The following is a 15,464-nucleotide window of genomic DNA, read 5'->3' as shown; positions in this document are numbered from 1 at the left end:
GGGTCTCGACGTCGCCGAACCCGGCCTCGGCCAGGGCCGCGCGCAGGTCGGCCATCCGCACGAACCGGCCGCCGACGTTGACGGCCCGGAGGAAGGCGACGTACCGGGGCACGGGCCCATCCTGTCATCCGGCTGCGACGATGGGTCCATGTCCGAGCCCGGCCGCCTCGTCCTCGTCCGCCACGGCCAGACCGAGTGGTCGGCGAGCGGCCGGCACACCGGCCGCACCGACCTGCCGCTGACCGCGCAGGGCGAGCAGGACGCGCGGGCCCTGCACGAGCCGCTCGCCGGGTTCGACGTGGGGCTCGTCCTCTCCTCGCCGCTGAAGCGGGCCCGACGGACCGCCGAGCTCGCCGGCCTCGCGGTGGACCGGGTCGACGCCGACCTGCTCGAGTGGGACTACGGCGGCTACGAGGGCCTCACCACGCCGCAGGTCCGCGAGCAGCGCGGGGACGAGTGGACCGTGTTCGACGACGGCGTCGTCCCCGGTGACACCCCCGGCGAGACGGTCGAGGAGGTCGCGGCACGGGCCTCGCGCGTGCTGCAGCGGGTCGGGCCGGACCTGGCCGACCGCGACGTCGTCCTCGTCGGGCACGGGCACGCCCTGCGCGTCCTCACCGCGACCTACCTGCGCCAGGAGCCGCGCTTCGGCGCCCACGTCGTCCTCGACGCCGGCGCCCTCTGCGTCCTCGGCCGGGAGCACGGCAAGCCCGCGCTCCTGGCGTGGAACGCCCGGCGCTGAGACCGCCCGGGCCCGCGCGTCAGGGCACGGGCCAGGTGTGCACCGGCTCGTTGCCGGCCATGTGCCGCGTGTAGCGCTCGAGCATGAGCCGCAGCGACTCGCGGCGGTCGTGGCCCTCGGCCTCGAAGTGCGCGACCGCGCGGGTCTGCCACTCGGCGCCGTTGACCCCGGACGTCGCCCGGCCCTCGATGATGCCGAGGAAGCGCTCGCGGACGGCGTCGGAGACCCCCCAGGCCCGCAGGCCCTCGTGCGCCATCGGGAGCAGGTGCCGCAGGACGAGCTCGTCGGCGGGGACCTCGCCGAAGCCGGGCCAGTACACGCGGGCGTCGAGGCCGTCGCGGGCGGCGCGGTGGAAGTTGTCCTCGCACGCGGCGAAGCTCATCTTCGTCCACACCGGCCGCTCGGCCGAGGCGAGCACCCGCACCGCGCCGTAGTAGAACGCGGCGTTGGCGAGGACGTCGGCGATGGTCGGCCCGGCCGGCAGCACCCGGTTCTCGACCCGCAGGTGCGGCGTGCCGCCGACGATGTCGTAGATCGGGCGGTTCCACCGGTAGACCGTGCCGTTGTGCAGCCGCAGCTCGGCGAGCTCGGGGGCGATGCCGGCCTCGAGCTTGGCCATCGGGTCCTCGTCGGTGACCTCGGCGAGCAGCGTCGGGAAGTAGCGGACGTTCTCCTCGAACAGGTCGAAGATCGAGGTGATCCAGCGCTCGCCGAAGAAGACCCGCGGCCGCACCCCCTGGTTCTTCAGCTCGACCGGCCGGGTGTCGGTGGACTGGCTGAACAGCTCGATGCGGGTCTCCGCGTGCAGCCGCTTGCCGAAGAAGAACGGGCTGTTGGCGGCCAGGGCCAGCTGCACCGAGGACAGCGCCTGCGCGGCGTTCCAGTGGTTCGCGAAGTCGTGCGGCGCGACCTGGAGGTGCAGCTGCACCGAGGTGCACGCCGACTCCGGCGCGATGGAGGTGCAGTACGTCGCCACCCGCTCCCCCGTCGGGCCCTCGATGTCGAGGTACACGTCCTCGCCGCGGGCCAGGACGATCGAGTCGTTGAGGGCGGTGTAGCGGTTGTTCTCGCTGATCCAGTCGCCCTCGTAGTGCTCGGGCATGATCGTCGGGAGGATGCCGATGGCGACGATCGTGCTGCCGACCTCCTTCGCGGCCCGGTCGGCGGCGTTGAGGCTGGCCCGCAGGTCGTGCTCGAGCTCGATGGCGGCGTCGCCCGGCAGCGGCCGGGGCGGGACGTTGAGCTCGATGTTGTAGCGCGCGAGCTCGGTCTGGAAGTCCGGGTCGGCGATGGCCTCCAGCACGTCCTTGTTGTGGAAGTGCGGCTGCTGCTGCTCGTCGACGAGGTTGAGCTCGATCTCCAGCCCGGTCATCGGACGGTCGAACTCGAAGGAGCTGCGGGTGAGCATGCGCTCGAAGACGTCGAGGTTCTGACGCACCTTCTCGCGGTAGCGCTGGCGCTGCTCCCGCGTGTAGCTCTGTGCGCTGACCTCCGTTCCCATGACGCAAACCAACCACATCGGGGGAGGTCACGGTAGCCGCGCACCGCGTTTCGGTCACGGGGTCTGTCGGCGCTCCCTCCTACGGTGTCGGCATGCGGCTGCTGCACACCTCGGACTGGCACCTGGGACGCTCGTTCCACGGCGTCGGGCTGCTCGGTGCGCAGGCGGCCGTCCTCGACCACCTCGTCGGGGTCGTCCGGTCCGAGGCGGTCGACGCCGTCCTCGTCAGCGGCGACGTCTACGACCGCGCGCTGCCCTCCCCCGACACCGTCGCGCTGCTGTCCGAGACCCTCGAGCGGCTCGTCGACACCGGCACCGCCGTCGTCGTCTCCAGCGGCAACCACGACTCCGCCACCCGGCTCGGCTTCGCCTCCGGGCTGCTGGAGCGCGCCGGCGTGCACGTCCGCACCGCCGTCCACGACGTCGGCCGGCCGGTGCTCCTCGGCGACGCCGCCGTGTACCCCCTGCCGTACCTCGAGCCGGCGCTCGTCGCCGACCCCCTCGGCGCCACCGGCCGCACCCACGCCGACGTGCTGCGGGCGGCCATGGACCGGGTCCGGGCCGACGCGGCGGGGCGGGGTGTCGCCCGCACCGTCGTCATGGCCCACGCCTTCGTCGGCGGCGGCTTCCCCAGCGAGTCCGAGCGCGACATCGCCGTCGGCGGTGTCGCGCTCGCCCCGCCGGAGATCTTCGACGGCGTCGACTACGCCGCCCTCGGGCACCTGCACGGCCGGCAGCGGGTCGCCGACCGGGTGCGCTACAGCGGCTCCCCGGTCGCGATGTCCTTCGGCGAGTGGCAGCACCGCAAGGGCGCCCTCGTCGTCGACCTCGCCGGTGCCGAGCCCGCCGTCACCGAGGTCGACGCGCCGGTGGAACGGCCGCTCGCCGTGCTCCGCGGGGACCTCGAGGACCTCCTGGCCGACCCGCGGCACACCGAGGCCGAGGGGGCGTGGTGCCAGGTGACCCTCACCGACCCGGTGCGTCCGCTCGGCGCCATGGAGCGGGTCCGGCGCCGGTTCCCGCACACCCTCGAGCTGCGCTTCGACCCGCAGGGCGCGGCCGTCGCGCTGCGGTCGTACGCGCCGGTCACCGAGCGCGCCGACGTCGACGTCTGCTGCGACTTCCTCGGCCACGTCCGCGGCGGGCGGGCCGCCTCCGAGCAGGAGCGGGCGCTGCTCCAGGAGGCCGTCGAGGCCGCGCGGGTCGGCCGCGCCGTCGCCGAGGACGAGGGCGTCGCGCGCGCGGCCTCCCGGTCGAGCGGGGCGGCATGAGGCTGCACCGGCTCGAGGTCGAGGCCTTCGGGCCGTTCGCCGAGCGGGTCGCCGTCGACCTCGACGCCGTGGCCGCCGGCGGGCTGTTCCTCGTCCACGGGGCCACCGGCTCCGGGAAGACGAGCCTGCTGGACGCCGTCTGCTTCGCGCTCTACGGCGACGTGCCGGGCGCGCGGCGCAAGCAGGGGCTGCGCAGCGACCACGCCGGCCCGGACGCCACCCCCGAGGTCGTCCTCGAGCTCACGGTCGGCGGACGGCGGCTGCGCATCACCCGCTCCCCCGCCTGGGACCGGCCCAAGCGGCGCGGTACCGGGACGACCCCGCAGCAGGCCACCGTGCGCCTGGAGGAGCGCGACGGCACCACCTGGCGGGCGGTCTCGACCCGCAACGACGAGGTCGCCGACGTCGTCCTCGAGGTCCTCGGCATGGGGATGCGCCAGTTCGCCGGTGTCGTCCTGCTCCCCCAGGGCGAGTTCGCGACCTTCCTGCGGGCCGACCCCGAGGACCGCCGCGAGCTGCTCGAGAAGCTCTTCGACATCGAGGTGTTCGCCGACGTCGAGCGGTGGCTCGCCGAGGCGCGCCGGGACGGCGCCGACGCCCTCGACGGCGCGCGGACCGGCCTGGACACCGACCTGCTCCGTCTCGACGACGCCCTGGCCCAGGTGCCCGGTCTCGGGGAGGTCACCGACGACGGCTCCGGGGCGGGCGAGCCGCTGCCCGGCACCCCGGTCGACCTCCTGCCGGCTCGGCTCGCGGCGCTCGACGCCCGGCTGCAGCACCTGCTCACCGAGTCGCTCACCGTCGTCGACCGGGCGGAGTCGGTCGAGTCGGGCGCGCAGGCCGCCCTGACCCGGGCCCGGGAGGTCGCGGGTCACCGCGCCCGGGGCCGGGAGGCCACCGAGCGCCTCGAGACCCTCACCGGGCAGGCGGACGAGCACCTCGCCCGGCGCGAGGAGCTCGCGAAGGCCGAGCGCGCCGCGACCGTGTCCGGTCACCTCCTGGGCCGCACCCGGGCCGAGACGGACGTCGAGGCCGCCACGCGGCGGGCGCAGGAGCGGCGCGTGCCCCTCGCCCCGCTCCTCACCGCCTCGGGCGCGGCGTCCGCCCCCGACCTGCTGGGGGCGGTGTCCGCCCTCGACGCCGTCGCCGAGGCGCTCGCCCGGGAGGCCGCGCCCGTGCGGGACCTCGCCGTCGCGCTGGAGCGGGCGGTCGAGCAGCGTGACGCCGCCGCCGCCCGCCGCGACGTCCTCGCCCACTCGCTGCCAGAGCACGTGGACGCCGTGGCCGCCGCCGAGGCGCAGGCCACGCGGCTGCGTGCGGAGTCGGCCCGGCTCGGTGCCCTCGAGACCGGATCGGCCGTGCGCCGGGACCGGCTCCGCGTGCTCGACGACGTCGACCGCGACCGGGCCCGCGTCCTCGAGCTCACCCCCCTGCTCCTCGCCGCGGGCGACGAGCGGCTGGCTCGCCAGGCCGACCTCGCCGACCTGCAGCAGCGCCGGCTCGACGAGATGGCCGCCGAGCTCGCGCGGGGGCTCACCGACGGCGACCCCTGCCCGGTGTGCGGGGCGCTCGAGCACCCGGGCCCCGCCGTCGCCGCGGACCCGGTCACCCCGGAGGCGCTCGACGCCGCGCGTACCGCCCTCCGGTCCGCCGAGGCCGCGTACGCCGGACTCGACCGGCAGGTGGGTGACCTGCGGGCCGCCGTCGCGACCCGGTCCGCCGACCTCGGGGAGGCCGGCCGGGAGACCCTCACCCGGGAGGTCGCCGCGGCCGAGGCCGAGGTGGCCGCCGCGCGCGGCGCGACCGCCGCCCTGCCCGCGGCCGAGCGCACGCTCGAGGAGCGGCGGGCCACGGCGGCCGAGGCCGTCTCCGCGCACGAGCGGACCCTGGCCGCTGTCGAGCAGCTGGACGAGCGCGTCGCGCAGCTGTCCACCGAGGCCGAGGGCGCCCGGGAGCGCCTGGTCGCGGCCGTCGAGGCCCACGCCGCCTGCCCCTGCGGGGCGGACGACCCCGGCGGGCACGGGCGGACCCGGGAGGCCCTCGTCCTCCTCGTCCGAGCCGAGGAGGACGCCGCCGAGGCGCGGGGACGGCTCGCCGCGGCCGAGCACGACCTCGACGCCGCCCTCGACGTCGCCGGGTTCGCGTCCGCGGACGAGGCCCGGACCGCGACCCGACGGACCGCCGACCTGGACCGGCTGCGCGACGCCGTCCTCGCCCACGACCGTGGCCTCGACGCCGCCCGGGCCGTCCTCGCCGAGCCCGCGGTCGGAGAGGCGCTGGCCGCCGACCCCCCGGACCTCGACGCGCTCGCCGCCGCGGCCGCCCACGCCCGGCGGGAGTCGTTCGCCGCCCGGTCCGCCTCGGACGCCGTCGGTCGCGCCGCGCGGAGCCTGGCCGGGCTGCGCCCCGCCCTCGAGCAGCGCTGCGCCGACCTCGGTGCGGCCGCCGACCACCACGCCCGGGTCAAGGACCTGGCCGACGCGGTCGGCGGCACGGGCGGCGACAACACCCTGAAGATGCGGCTCACCTCCTACGTCCTGGCCTCCCGCCTCGACACCGTGGCCCGCCTCGCCAACGAGCGGCTCGCCGTCATGGGGGCCGGCCGGTACGTCCTCGAGCACAGCGACGAGCTCGCGGCGCGCGGCCGGCGCTCGGGTCTCGGTCTCAAGGTGCTCGACCAGTGGACCGGCCGGGTGCGCGACACCGCGTCATTGTCCGGCGGGGAGTCCTTCATGGCGTCCCTCGCGCTGGCGCTGGGACTGGCCGACGCCGTCCGCGCCGAGGCCGGCGGTCACGACCTGGGCACCCTCTTCGTCGACGAGGGGTTCGGCACGCTCGACGACGAGAGCCTCGAGCAGGTGCTCTCCGTCCTCGACGGGCTGCGCGAGGGGGGCCGCGCGGTCGGCGTCGTCAGCCACGTCGCCGACCTGCGCGCCCGGGTGCCGCACCAGGTCGTCGTCACCAAGGGCACCGCCGGCAGCACCGTGAGCACCCGCACCGAGGCCGACGCCCCCGCCGCCTGAGCGACGAGGGCGTCCGGAGGTCCCGCGGCCGGAGCCGGCCGGCTCAGGCCTCCTCGAAGGCCTCCGGCGACGGGCACGAGCACACGAGGTGCCGGTCGCCGTACGCACCGTCGATGCGGCGCACCGGCGGCCAGTACTTCGCCGTGGCGTCGACCCCGTCCGGGTAGGCCGCAGCAGTGCGGTCGTACGGGTGGTCCCACTCCCCCGCCAGCGACACGGCGGTGTGCGGCGCATGCCGCAGCACGCTGTCCGCGACGGCGACCTCGCCGGACCCGACGGCGTCGATCTCGCGCCGGATGGCGACCATGGCGTCGCAGAACCGGTCCAGCTCCCCGAGGTCCTCGCTCTCGGTGGGCTCGACCATGAGGGTGCCCGCGACCGGGAACGACATCGTCGGGGCGTGGAAGCCGTAGTCGATGAGCCGCTTCGCGACGTCGTCGACGGTCACCCCGGTCTCCTTCGTGATGCCGCGCAGGTCGAGGATGCACTCGTGCGCGACGAGGCCGTCGGCGCCGGAGTACAGCACCGGGTAGTGGTCGCGGAGCCGGGCCGCGACGTAGTTGGCGTTGAGGACGGCGACCTCGGTGGCGCGGGTCAGCCCGGCGCCGCCCATGAGCCGGACGTAGGCCCAGGAGATGGGCAGGATCCCCGCCGAGCCGTAGGGCGCGGCGGACACCGGTCCGACGCCCGTCTCGGGTCCGGCGCCCGGGTCCAGCGGGTGGTTCGGCAGGTGCGGTGCCAGGTGCTCGCGGCAGGCCACCGGCCCGACCCCGGGGCCGCCCCCGCCGTGCGGGATGCAGAAGGTCTTGTGCAGGTTCAGGTGCGAGACGTCGGCGCCGAACCGGCCGGGACGGGCGACCCCGACGAGGGCGTTGAGGTTCGCGCCGTCGACGTAGACCTGGCCCCCCGCGTCGTGGACGAGGGCACACAGCTCGGTGATGGTGTCCTCGAAGACGCCGTGGGTCGAGGGGTAGGTGACCATGATCGCGGCCAGGACCTCGCGGTGCTGCTCGACCTTGGCCCGCAGGTCCTCGAGGTCGACGTTGCCCGTGGTGGCGTCGGTCTTCACGACGACGACCTTCATGCCGGCCATGACCGCGCTCGCGGCGTTGGTGCCGTGGGCGCTGCTGGGGATGAGGCAGACCCGCCGCTCGGTGTCCCCGTTGGCGCGGTGGTACGCGGCGATGGCGAGCAGCCCGGCCAGCTCGCCCTGGGAGCCCGCGTTCGGCTGCAGCGAGACGGCGTCGTAGCCGGTGAGCTCGCACAGCCAGGCCGACAGCTCGTCGACGAGCCCGCGGATGCCGCGGGTCTGCGCGGCGGGCGCGAAGGGGTGGAGGTGGGCGAACTCGGGCCAGGTCACCGCGGCCATCTCGGTCGTCGCGTTGAGCTTCATCGTGCACGACCCGAGGGGGATCATGCCGCGGTCCAGGGCGAAGTCCCGGTCGGCCAGGCGGCGCAGGTAGCGCAGCATCGAGGTCTCGGAGCGGTGGGCCGAGAAGACGGGGTGGGTGAGGTACTCCGTGGTGCGGGTCAGCGCCTCCGGCCAGTCGGTGCCCTCGAGCGGGACCGCGTCGGGGGCCGTGGCCCCGAGGCCCCGGCACACCTTGCCGAGGACCACGAGGTCGGTGGTCTCGTCGACGCTGACCAGGACGGTGTCCTCGTCCTGGCGCCAGAGGTTGACACCCTGCGCCAGGGCCGCGTCGACGAGGGCGTCGGCCCGGCCGGGCGCGGTGACGCGCAGGGTGTCGAAGTACGGTCCCGCGGCCACGTCCAGCCCGGCGGCCCCCAGGGCCTTCGCCAGCGTCCGGGCGTGGGCGTGGACCCGCAGCGCGATGGCCCGCAGGCCCTCGGGCCCGTGGTACACGGCGTACATGCTCGCCATGACGGCGAGCAGCACCTGCGCGGTGCAGATGTTCGAGGTCGCCTTCTCCCGGCGGATGTGCTGCTCGCGGGTCTGCAGGGCGAGCCGGTAGGCGGGGGCGCCGTCGGCGTCGACGGAGACCCCGACGAGGCGCCCGGGCAGGGTCCGCTCCAGGCCGGAGCGCACGCTCATGAAGCCCGCGTGCGGGCCGCCGAAGCCCATCGGCACGCCGAACCGCTGCGAGGTCCCGACGGCGATGTCGGCGCCCCACTCCCCCGGCGGCGTGGCCAGGGTGAGCGCGAGCAGGTCCGCGGCGGCGGTGACCAGGGCGCCGGCCTCGTGGGCGGCGGCGGCCAGCGCGGAGTGGTCGTGCAGCGCACCGTCGACGGCCGGGTACTGGACGAGGACCCCGAAGACGTCCCGGTCCCCCGCGGCGGCCCGCAGCGCGTCGGCGGTGTCGACGCCCGCGAGGTCGGCCTCGACGACGTCGAGGCCGAGCGGCACGGCGCGGGTGCGGATGACGGCGAGGGTCTGCGGGAACACCCGGGCGTCGACGAGGAGGACCGCGTCCTGCGCCACCTTCGACCCTCGGCGCATGAGCGTCATGGCCTCGGCGGCCGCGGTGCCCTCGTCGAGCAGGGACGCCCCGGCCACGGGCAGGCCGGTGAGGTCGGACACGACGGTCTGGAAGTTGAGCAGCGCCTCGAGCCGGCCCTGGGAGATCTCCGGCTGGTAGGGGGTGTAGGCCGTGTACCAGGCCGGGTTCTCCAGGACGGTGCGCTGCACCACCGGCGGCGTCACCGTGCCGTAGTAGCCGAGACCGATGAGCGAGGTGACGACCCGGTTGCGGGCGGCGACCTCGCGCAGCTCGGCGAGGACGGCGGACTCGGAGTCGGCGGGCGCGATGTCGAGGGCACCCCGGGCGCGGATGCCGTCCGGGACGGCGGCGTCGAGGAGGCTCTCCAGGGAGTCGTGGCCGACGACCTTGAGCATGCCGTCGAGGTCGGACTCGCGCGGGCCGATGTGACGGTGGGCGAACGCGGGAAGGGTGGTGCTCACGGGCGGGCCTCCGGGGGCAGACGATGGACTCGTCCCCGCTCTGTCGCCCGAGGGCTCCAGAGGTGCCTGTCCCGTACGGTCCTTGGCGCCTGAGAGGTTCCGGGGATGGTTGCCCCTTCGGCGCCCCGGCCCGGCGGGCCGAGGACTCTCCCGCACGGTGTGAGCGGCGCGCCCAATCTACCACCGGGCCACCCTCGGACCGGGGGTGGAGGACCGCGTCAGGCCAGGCGGGCGGCGCGGCGGGCGCTCAGCTCGTCGCCGGCCCGCGCGGGCGGGGCGTCGTGCTCGGCCCGCTCGCTGGGCAGCTCGGAGAGCTCGCCCTCGACCTCGCGCCAGACCTTGCCCACGGCGATGCCGAAGACGCCCTGGCCGCCCTGGAGCAGGTCGATGACCTCGTCGGACGAGGTGCACTCGTAGACGGACGCGCCGTCGCTCATGAGCGTGATGCCGGCGAGGTCGTCGACCCCGCGGCGCCGCAGCACCTCGATGGCGCCGCGGATCTGCTGGAGGGAGACGCCGGTGTCGAGCAGCCGCTTGACGACCTTGAGGACGAGGATGTCGCGGAAGCCGTAGAGGCGCTGGGTGCCGGAGCCGCCGGCGGAGCGGACCGAGGGCTCGACGAGCCCGGTCCGGGCCCAGTAGTCGAGCTGGCGGTAGGTGATGCCGGCCGCCTTGCAGGCCGTGGGCCCGCGGTAGCCGACCTCGTCGTCGAGCTCGGGGAGGTCGTCGGAGAAGAGCATCCCCTGTGCCGTGACCGGGACCGCGCCGGAGCCTGGGTGCCGTGCCTCGCCGGTGGAGCCCACGCGATACCTCCCGATGATGAGCCGCCGTGTCTGGACAGCGACTGTACGCCCGGAAATGACAACGACGTCACTCCCTCGGTCACTTCTGTGACTGGTGTGACAGTAGAGGCAGATGTGACAGGGGTCAACGACCGTTGACCCGCCCGCCACCGGCGTGTCGCCGGCCGGGGCTCGGGGGTGCCCGGTGGGGCTAGGACTCGTCCTCGGTGTCGAAGTCGTCGGCCGAGACGTGGTCGAGGAACTCCTTGAACTTCTCGACCTCGTCCTCCTCGGACTCGGCCATCTCGACGCCGGCCTCGGCGAGCAGCGACTCCTCGGCGACGATGTCCGCACCCGCGCGCAGGGCGAGGGCGATGGCGTCGGAGGAGCGGGAGTCGACGTCCGTGCCACCGGCCTCCGCGCCGCCGTCGATGACGAGGACGGCGTGGAAGACCCCGTCCTCGAGGGCACTGATCCGCACCCGGGTGAGGGTGTGACCGGTGTCGTCGATGACGCTGCGCAGCAGGTCGTGGGTGAGGGGCCGCGGAGGCACGACCCCCTGCTGGGCGTAGGCGATGGCCGTGGCCTCCGCGGCGCCGATCCAGATGGGCAGGTACCGCACGCCGCCGCGCTCCCGGAGGAGGACGATGGGCTGGTTCGTGGGCATCTCGACCCGTACCCCGAGGACGTCCAGGACCTTCATCCAGCCACCGTACCCCGCCGCTCAGACGTCGTCGTCACCGAAGTCCACGAGCGCCGCGTGCAGGGTGAGGCCGAGCCGCCGGGCGTCGCCGCGAGCCCGGTCCGCGGCCTCGCCGCGCAGGGCGGCGGTGGCCTGCTCCAGCAGCGCCGACTCCCGGTCGGCGGCGGCCCGGAAGACCCGCAGGTGCCGCGCCTCGAGCCCGTGGCGCCGCAGGCCGGCCGCCGCGCGGGCGGCCCGCAGGGCGGCGCTCCCGTAGGTGCCGTCGCCGCGGGGTCGCAGGACGCCGTGCTCGAGGAGGGCGGCGACCTCGCCCGCGTCCAGGCCCGCGGCCTCGGCGAGCTCGGGAGCGGACAGCGCCAGGCGGCCGCGGACGAGCAGCCCGTCGACGTCGAGGTCGTCGGGCTCGTCCTCGACGGGGTCGGGCACCGTCGGCGCCGCGCCGGGCGCCCCCGGGTCGAGGCCGCGGTCGGCGGCGGCGAGGACCTCGCGGATGGTCGCCAGCGGCCAGTAGCGGTCGCGCTGGGCGCGCAGGACCCATCGCAGCCGGTCGACGTCGGCGGGTGCGTAGCGGCGGTAGCCGGCGCCGGTGCGCTGCGGGGCCAGCAGCCCCTCGGCCTCGAGGAAGCGGACCTTGGAGATCGTGAGGTCGGGGAACTCCTCGGTCAGGGCGCTGACGACGGCACCGATGCCGAGCGGCCTCCCGGGCGGCGGCACGCGGGCGGGGTCAGCCCTGGGCGGAGGCGTAGAAGACGAGGCGGAACTTGCCGATCTGGACCTCGTCGCCCGTGCCCAGCGTGGCCTCGTCGACGAGGTCGCGGTTCACGTAGGTGCCGTTGAGCGACCCGACGTCCTGGACGACGAAGGTGGACCCGCTGCGCCGGAACACCGCGTGCTTGCGCGAGACGGTGACGTCGTCGAGGAAGATGTCGCTGTCCGGGTGGCGGCCGGAGCTCACCTCGTCGTCGTCGAGGAGGAAGCGGGCGCCGGTGTTCGGGCCGCGCAGGACGACCAGGAGCGCGGTGCCGGGGCGGAGGGCGTCGACGGTGGCGAGGTCGGCCTTGGTGAGGACGTGCTCGCCCTCCTGCTGGGGCTCGACCCGCGTCGTGCCCTCGACCGCCTGGAGCCGCATCGTCGTCGGCTCGGGCACGGCGCCCCGCTGGTCCTCGCGCTCGTCGGAAGTCATCTCGACCGTTCGCCTCCTTCGCCCGTTCGCTCGCGGACTGCCACCCTAGATCACGCCGGGTCCGTTGTCCCGCGCGTGACCGTTCCGACCCCCGCCGGCCGCGGGGTCGGGCGGCCGCGGGTCCTCGCCGGTCAGGACAGCTGCGCGGTGTACGCGTCCTTCTCCATGAGGGCCTCGACGTCGGCGGCGTCGGCCGGGCGCAGCTCGTACATCCAGCCCTCGCCGTAGGGGTCGGTGTTGACGAGCTCGGGAGTGGCGTCCAGGGCCGGGTTGACGGCCGTGACCTCGCCGGAGACCGGCGCGTAGAGGTCGCTCACCGACTTCGTCGACTCGACCTCGCCGCAGGTGTCACCGGCGGTGACGGCGTCGCCGACCGTGGGCAGGCTGACGAAGACGACGTCGCCGAGGGCCTCCTGGGCGAAGGCGGTGATCCCCACCCGCACCGTCTCCCCGTCGGTGCGGACCCACTCGTGCTCGGCGGTGTAGCGCAGTCCGGCGGGGTACTCGAGGTCGCTCATGTCGCTCCTGTCGTTGCGGCTCGTGGCCGCTCAGAGGGGTGGGGTCAGGACGTGGTCGTGGGGACGGGCCGAGCGTACTGAGGCGTGCTGACGCTGAGCAACGCGTCGACCACGACCCGGGTGCGGATGTCGACGGTGGCCTCCGCGCCCTTCTGCCGGGCGGTGGCCGTGACCCCGCCGACGATCTGCATGGCCCCGGCCAGGGTGTTGGAGTCGCCGATGGCGGTGACGACGTACGGCGGCCGGATCTGCGACCCCGACACCGAGATGCCGCCGCTCGCGTCGGCGAACCAGGTGTCGGCGACGATCCGCACGTCGTTGACCTGCATCGCCTCCGCGCCGGCGTCGCGCAGCTCCTGAACCGCGTCGAGCAGGGTGGGGGCGTCGATGGCCCCGGTCGGGTCGTCGATGGTGAGGACGATGCCGGGTCCGGCCGCCGGCGCCGTCCCGGCGAGGATGCGCAGGGCGTCGAGCCGCTGCTGGGCGGCGCGCTCGGCCTCCTTCTCGCCGGTCGTCTGGCTCTCGAGCAGCTCCAGGGAGGTCTGGAGGTCGCGCACCTCGTCGCCGAGCCGCTCGCCGTCCTGGTCGACGTCGGCGAAGATGCGGACCAGCTCGTCCTCGCGGAGGGTGTCCAGGCCCTGGACCGAGGTCTGGCGCACCTGCGCGATGATCGCGAACCCCAGGGAGGCCGCGAGGAGCATCGCCAGCAGGTTGGAGCGGCTGAGCGCCGGGCGGCCGGCCCGCCGCAGCCGGGCCCAGGCGTCGCGCGCGTCGTGGGGCGGGCGGGGGGCGCGCTCGGGGGGTGTCATGCGTCGAACAGGTGCCGGCGGATCGAGGCGACGTTGGAGAAGATCCGCACCCCGAGGACGACGACGACCCCCGTGGACAGCTGCGTGCCGACGCCGAGCTTGTCCCCGAGGAAGACGATGAAGGCCGCGACGACGACGTTGGAGAGGAAGGAGACGACGAACACCTTGTCGCTGAAGATGCCGTCGAGGATGGCCCGGACCGCGCCGAACACCGCGTCGAGGGCGGCGATGACGGCGATGGGCAGGTACGGCTGCAGCCACACGGGCACGGCGGGCTGCAGCAGCAGGCCCACGATGATGCCGAGGGCCAGGCCGACCGCGGGGATCATCCTCCGGCTCCTCCCGTCGCGTCCGCGCCCGAGCGGTCGCTGCCGGACGCCGACCCAGTATCCACAACCTGAGCGACGCGCGTCGTGAGGCCCAGTGCCGCCGGGACCTCGAGGCGGTCGGAGACCTCGGTGTCGGCGCGCACGCCGTAGTTGCTGTGCAGCGCCGAGATGTAGACCCCGCCGGCCCCGTCGGCGAAGCGGCTCGGCAGCGCGTCGGGGTTGCCGAGGGCCGTGATGACGTAGGGCCGCGCCAGGGGGCGGTTGTGCACGACGAGGGCCGACCCGGCGAACCGGATGGCGGCGACCGAGGTGAGCCGGTTGCCGTTGATGCTGATCGCCTCGGCCCCCGCCTCCCACATCGCGTTCGTCACGTACTGCAGGTCGCGGGCGAACACCCGCTTGAGCGAGGCGTCCTCCCCCGTGGCCGTGTCGGCGTCCGGGGCGTCGTCGAGGGTGACCCGGATGCCGGGTCCCTCCATCGGCAGGGCCCCGGCGACCGTCGAGAGCGTCCGGCTGGTCTCGGCCAGCCCCCCGTCGTCGAGCGTGCTCGCCTCCAGGGCCGTGACCTGGGCCTGGAGGTCCTGGGCCTGGACCGAGAGCCGGTCGACCTCGACCCGCCGGTCCTCGATCTGGCGGACGAGGTCGGCGCGGGCCGCGGCGCGCGGCGAGTCCGGGGCGGTGAGGGTGGTCGAGGCGACGCCGAGGACGAGCCCGATGCCGACCGTCGCGGCGAGCAGCAGCGGGGAGCGCAGCGACGTCGCGCGCGGCTGCCCGAGGCGCTCGCGGCGGTCGGCGGCGGCCGCGTAGCCCGGGTCCAGCGGGCGCTGCATCATCGTCGTGATGAGGGTCATCGACGCGTCCGGGCGACGCGGCGCCCCGTCGGCCGGTCCCTGACGACGGCCCCCGGTCCCCGGGGTCATGCCGTGGCCACCAGCCGCTCGTGGGCGAGGAGCCGCCGCAGCTGCACGGCGTAGAGGAACGCCGAGAACCAGTAGAGGACGATGCCCCACCAGGCGAAGCCCCAGCCGATCGGCTCCGCGATGCGCGCGGCCGTGCCGTCGCCGTCGCCGAGCAGCAGGACGGGAAACGCGTAGAGCAGGTTGAACGTGGCGGCCTTGCCGGCGAAGTGGACGGGCAGGCCGACCCAGCCGTGCCGCTTGGCGATCAGGACGACGACCGCCATGAAGGCCTCGCGGGCGAAGAGGACGACGACGACCCACCAGGGCAGGACCTCACGCCAGGCCAGGGCCAGCAGCGTGGAGACGATGTAGAGCCGGTCCGCGACGGGGTCGAGGAGCTGGCCGAGGCGGGACTCCAGCCCGAACCGCCGGGCGATCTTGCCGTCGAGGTAGTCGCTGATGCCGGAGGCGGCGAGGATGACGATGGCGAGGGCGTCGTGCTCGGTGAGCACGGCCCAGAGGAAGAACGGGACGCCGACGAGCCGCAGCGCGGAGAGCACGTTGGGCAGGGTGAGGACGCGCGCGCTCACCCCGTCGCCCGCCGCACCCGTCATGGCGGCCACTCTAGGACGTCCCGCTCCCCCGCCCCGGCCGACACCTAGGTGTACCCGGCCATCAGGTTGGTGACAGTCGGCTGGTCGGGGGGTGGCCGCCGAGTGCTGTGTGGCGTCGTTGAGTGTTGTACCGCTGGAGCCAGGGGGCAAGGGCGGTGGCGCGGTCGGTG

The 15,464-nt window shown here is 75.0% G+C and carries 16 protein-coding genes and 1 riboswitch; of the genes, 3 read left to right on the top strand and 13 right to left on the bottom strand.

What is annotated here, in order from left to right:
• Nucleotides 1-112, bottom strand: a 112-nt coding sequence (locus EPD83_RS20910) for a DUF1697 domain-containing protein (protein ID WP_165566974.1), incomplete at its 3' end; no start/stop codon positions are given.
• A gap of 36 nt (nucleotides 113-148) precedes the next feature.
• On the opposite strand from EPD83_RS20910, the gene EPD83_RS18380 reads away from it, so the two are divergent.
• A complete protein-coding gene (locus EPD83_RS18380; RefSeq protein WP_165566973.1) occupies nucleotides 149-742 on the top strand; it encodes a histidine phosphatase family protein in 594 nt (197 codons plus the stop codon).
• A gap of 19 nt (nucleotides 743-761) precedes the next feature.
• Here EPD83_RS18380 and EPD83_RS18375 read toward each other — a convergent pair whose 3' ends face one another.
• A complete protein-coding gene (locus EPD83_RS18375) occupies nucleotides 762-2,243 on the bottom strand; it encodes a glutamate-cysteine ligase family protein (RefSeq protein WP_128366381.1) in 1,482 nt (493 codons plus the stop codon).
• A gap of 92 nt (nucleotides 2,244-2,335) precedes the next feature.
• Here EPD83_RS18375 and EPD83_RS18370 point away from each other — a divergent pair, with 92 nt between their 5' ends.
• Together EPD83_RS18370 and EPD83_RS18365 are read left to right on the top strand one after the other, a co-directional pair.
• Nucleotides 2,336-3,514, top strand: a complete 1,179-nt coding sequence (locus EPD83_RS18370; RefSeq protein ID WP_128366380.1) for an exonuclease SbcCD subunit D — start codon at nucleotides 2,336-2,338, stop codon at nucleotides 3,512-3,514.
• Nucleotides 3,511-6,537, top strand: a complete 3,027-nt coding sequence (locus EPD83_RS18365; protein ID WP_128366379.1) for an AAA family ATPase — start codon at nucleotides 3,511-3,513, stop codon at nucleotides 6,535-6,537. The genes EPD83_RS18370 and EPD83_RS18365 overlap by 4 nt, the downstream gene beginning before the upstream one ends.
• A gap of 43 nt (nucleotides 6,538-6,580) precedes the next feature.
• On the opposite strand, the gene gcvP is transcribed toward EPD83_RS18365, so the two are convergent.
• The 11 genes from gcvP to EPD83_RS18310 all read right to left on the bottom strand — a co-directional run.
• On the bottom strand, nucleotides 6,581-9,457 hold the full coding sequence (gene gcvP / locus EPD83_RS18360; protein ID WP_165566972.1) for an aminomethyl-transferring glycine dehydrogenase: 2,877 nt from the start codon (nucleotides 9,455-9,457) through the stop codon (nucleotides 6,581-6,583).
• A gap of 66 nt (nucleotides 9,458-9,523) precedes the next feature.
• Nucleotides 9,524-9,620, bottom strand: a riboswitch (glycine riboswitch).
• A gap of 55 nt (nucleotides 9,621-9,675) precedes the next feature.
• Nucleotides 9,676-10,197 carry a MerR family transcriptional regulator gene (locus EPD83_RS18355; RefSeq protein ID WP_165566971.1) on the bottom strand — a complete coding sequence of 174 codons (522 nt, stop codon included), beginning with the start codon at nucleotides 10,195-10,197 and terminating at the stop codon, nucleotides 9,676-9,678.
• Nucleotides 10,198-10,450: 253 nt separating this feature from the next.
• Complete coding sequence (locus EPD83_RS18350) at nucleotides 10,451-10,942, bottom strand: bifunctional nuclease family protein (protein ID WP_128367737.1); 492 nt, start codon at nucleotides 10,940-10,942, stop codon at nucleotides 10,451-10,453.
• 21 nt (nucleotides 10,943-10,963) lie between these two features.
• Nucleotides 10,964-11,656, bottom strand: a complete 693-nt coding sequence (gene ftsR, locus EPD83_RS18345) for a transcriptional regulator FtsR (protein WP_128367736.1) — start codon at nucleotides 11,654-11,656, stop codon at nucleotides 10,964-10,966.
• A gap of 10 nt (nucleotides 11,657-11,666) precedes the next feature.
• Nucleotides 11,667-12,125, bottom strand: a complete 459-nt coding sequence (locus EPD83_RS18340; protein WP_128367735.1) for an FHA domain-containing protein — start codon at nucleotides 12,123-12,125, stop codon at nucleotides 11,667-11,669.
• A 131-nt stretch (nucleotides 12,126-12,256) separates the two neighbouring features.
• Nucleotides 12,257-12,643 carry a glycine cleavage system protein GcvH gene (gene gcvH / locus EPD83_RS18335; protein WP_165566970.1) on the bottom strand — a complete coding sequence of 129 codons (387 nt, stop codon included), beginning with the start codon at nucleotides 12,641-12,643 and terminating at the stop codon, nucleotides 12,257-12,259.
• Nucleotides 12,644-12,687: 44 nt separating this feature from the next.
• A complete protein-coding gene (locus EPD83_RS18330; protein WP_128368125.1) occupies nucleotides 12,688-13,452 on the bottom strand; it encodes a DUF881 domain-containing protein in 765 nt (254 codons plus the stop codon).
• The gene (locus EPD83_RS18325) at nucleotides 13,449-13,781 is read right to left on the bottom strand and encodes a small basic family protein (protein ID WP_128368126.1); all 333 of its coding nucleotides are present in this window, start codon (nucleotides 13,779-13,781) and stop codon (nucleotides 13,449-13,451) included. The genes EPD83_RS18330 and EPD83_RS18325 overlap by 4 nt, the downstream gene beginning before the upstream one ends.
• Nucleotides 13,778-14,632: a DUF881 domain-containing protein gene (locus tag EPD83_RS18320; protein ID WP_235950712.1), complete on the bottom strand. Its 855-nt coding sequence runs from the start codon at nucleotides 14,630-14,632 to the stop codon at nucleotides 13,778-13,780. Before EPD83_RS18320 ends, EPD83_RS18325 begins: the two co-directional genes overlap by 4 nt.
• 65 nt (nucleotides 14,633-14,697) lie before the next feature.
• Nucleotides 14,698-15,294, bottom strand: coding sequence for a CDP-alcohol phosphatidyltransferase family protein (locus EPD83_RS18315; protein WP_128368128.1), 597 nt, complete (start codon nucleotides 15,292-15,294; stop codon nucleotides 14,698-14,700).
• Between the two features lie 61 nt (nucleotides 15,295-15,355).
• Nucleotides 15,356-15,464, bottom strand: a 109-nt coding sequence (locus tag EPD83_RS18310; RefSeq protein WP_165566969.1) for an integrase core domain-containing protein, incomplete at its 5' end; no start/stop codon positions are given.

This window comes from Phycicoccus flavus (assembly GCF_004025965.2).
Taxonomy (GTDB): Bacteria; Actinomycetota; Actinomycetes; order Actinomycetales; family Dermatophilaceae; genus Phycicoccus; species Phycicoccus flavus.
Note: the sequence above shows the minus strand (reverse complement) of the source record. Positions and strands in the feature narration are given on the sequence as shown.

What these genes read in the sequence shown, in the direction of transcription:
- gcvH (WP_165566970.1), bottom strand. Translation starts at nt 12,643, where the DNA reads ATGAGCGACCTCGAGTACCCCGCCGGACTGCGCTACACCGCCGAGCAC.
- EPD83_RS18320 (WP_235950712.1), bottom strand. Translation starts at nt 14,632, where the DNA reads ATGACCCTCATCACGACGATGATGCAGCGCCCGCTGGACCCGGGCTAC.
- EPD83_RS18355 (WP_165566971.1), bottom strand. Translation starts at nt 10,197, where the DNA reads ATGCTCTTCTCCGACGACCTCCCCGAGCTCGACGACGAGGTCGGCTAC.
- EPD83_RS18330 (WP_128368125.1), bottom strand. Translation starts at nt 13,452, where the DNA reads ATGACACCCCCCGAGCGCGCCCCCCGCCCGCCCCACGACGCGCGCGAC.
- EPD83_RS18325 (WP_128368126.1), bottom strand. Translation starts at nt 13,781, where the DNA reads ATGATCCCCGCGGTCGGCCTGGCCCTCGGCATCATCGTGGGCCTGCTG.
- EPD83_RS18380 (WP_165566973.1), top strand. Translation starts at nt 149, where the DNA reads ATGTCCGAGCCCGGCCGCCTCGTCCTCGTCCGCCACGGCCAGACCGAG.
- EPD83_RS18375 (WP_128366381.1), bottom strand. Translation starts at nt 2,243, where the DNA reads ATGGGAACGGAGGTCAGCGCACAGAGCTACACGCGGGAGCAGCGCCAG.
- EPD83_RS18365 (WP_128366379.1), top strand. Translation starts at nt 3,511, where the DNA reads ATGAGGCTGCACCGGCTCGAGGTCGAGGCCTTCGGGCCGTTCGCCGAG.
- EPD83_RS18340 (WP_128367735.1), bottom strand. Translation starts at nt 12,125, where the DNA reads ATGACTTCCGACGAGCGCGAGGACCAGCGGGGCGCCGTGCCCGAGCCG.
- EPD83_RS18315 (WP_128368128.1), bottom strand. Translation starts at nt 15,294, where the DNA reads ATGACGGGTGCGGCGGGCGACGGGGTGAGCGCGCGCGTCCTCACCCTG.
- EPD83_RS18350 (WP_128367737.1), bottom strand. Translation starts at nt 10,942, where the DNA reads ATGAAGGTCCTGGACGTCCTCGGGGTACGGGTCGAGATGCCCACGAAC.
- EPD83_RS18370 (WP_128366380.1), top strand. Translation starts at nt 2,336, where the DNA reads ATGCGGCTGCTGCACACCTCGGACTGGCACCTGGGACGCTCGTTCCAC.